The organism is Deinococcus cellulosilyticus NBRC 106333 = KACC 11606 (genome assembly GCF_007990775.1).
GTDB classification, from domain to species: Bacteria; Deinococcota; Deinococci; order Deinococcales; family Deinococcaceae; genus Deinococcus_C; species Deinococcus_C cellulosilyticus.
Genome location: NZ_BJXB01000082.1, coordinates 1 through 1,227 on the forward strand (window position 1 = coordinate 1; position 1,227 = coordinate 1,227).

Below are 1,227 nucleotides of genomic sequence, written 5' to 3' on the forward strand. Positions count from 1 at the left end.
TGGTCTGACCCCGGAAATGTGGACCAGTTGCATGTAGAGCATTCGGCCTGGAAAGGTCAGAATAAACCATGGCGAAACGTAAGTTGACCGACGAGCAGATCGTAGACCTCCTCAAAGAAGGCGAAAAAGGCGAACTCAGCGTTGCCGAGCTGTGCCGCAAGTACAACATCAGCGAGCCCACCTACTACAACCTCAAAGCCAAGTACCAGGGCACCACCACAGCCGAACTCAAACGATTAAAGCAGCTGGAACAGGAAAATGCCCGTCTTCTCAAGCTGGTCGGCCAGCTCACCTTGGAGAACTCTGCGATCAAAGAGGTGCTGAAAAAAAAGTGGTAACCATCAGCGACCAGCGCAAAGCGGCACAACTGCTGGTTGCAGAGGGGCTCAGTGAGCGTCGTTCAGCCCGCCTGCTGAACCTGCACCGCTCGATGCTGCGTTACCAGAGCCGCAAGGTCAGAGACGAGGTGCTGGAGAGGCGCCTGAGGGAACTGGCTGAGCTTTACCCAGTCTATGGCTACCGGAGAATGCACCAGGTGCTCTTGCGGGAAGGGATGGTGATCAACAAGAAGAAAGTTCAGCGTCTATGGAGGGAGCTAGGTTTTCTGCGCTCCCAGAAGTCTTCTCCGCGCAAGATTCGCAGTGGAGCGACCTTACCTGAGGCTGCGACACGGCCCAATGAAGTCTGGTCGTACGACTTCATTTTCGACCGTACGGTGAGGGGTGAAACCCTGAAATTCCTGGTCTTGATCGACGAGTTTACCCGCGAATGTCTGTCCCTGACGGTGAAACCTAACTTCAGGTCGGCTGATGTGCAAGAGGTCCTCAGATCGGTGATCCAGACCCGCGGTGCTCCTGACTTCCTGAGATCGGACAATGGAAGTGAGTTTATTGCGTCTGAGTTGAGAATTTTCCTCGGGTTGCTGGGCGTAGGGACCAAATACATCGAGCCGGGCAAACCCTGGCAAAATGGCAAAACGGAGAGCTTCAATGCCCGATTTCGGGAGGAATGCTTGAATCGGGAGGTGTTTCACACGGTGTGGGAGGCTTCAGTGATCACAGGTCGCTTTCGTGACCATTACAACCAGATCAGACTGCATTCTGGGTTGGGCTACCTGCCACCAGCTGAATTCAGGGCTAAATGGGATGCATCAAGGGTGGAAATTTCGTAATCTCAGAACAGGGCCTTTGCTCTACATCCAACTGGACCAAACCTTGGGTTCCTCCC

2 protein-coding genes are annotated in these 1,227 nt (G+C 54.0%); both read left to right on the plus strand.

Features of this window, described 5'->3' with window-relative positions:
* Positions 1-68: 68 nt before the first annotated feature.
* Positions 69-338: a transposase gene (locus DC3_RS28765; RefSeq protein ID WP_146892260.1), complete on the plus strand. Its 270-nt coding sequence runs from the start codon at positions 69-71 to the stop codon at positions 336-338.
* On the plus strand, positions 332-1,171 hold the full coding sequence (locus tag DC3_RS28770) for an IS3 family transposase (protein WP_186816342.1): 840 nt from the start codon (positions 332-334) through the stop codon (positions 1,169-1,171). The genes DC3_RS28765 and DC3_RS28770 overlap by 7 nt, the downstream gene beginning before the upstream one ends.
* The last annotated feature ends 56 nt before the right edge of the window (positions 1,172-1,227 follow it).

Excerpts from the sequence above, each read along its gene's own strand:
- DC3_RS28765 (WP_146892260.1), top strand. The coding sequence starts at position 69 with ATGGCGAAACGTAAGTTGACCGACGAGCAGATCGTAGACCTCCTCAAA.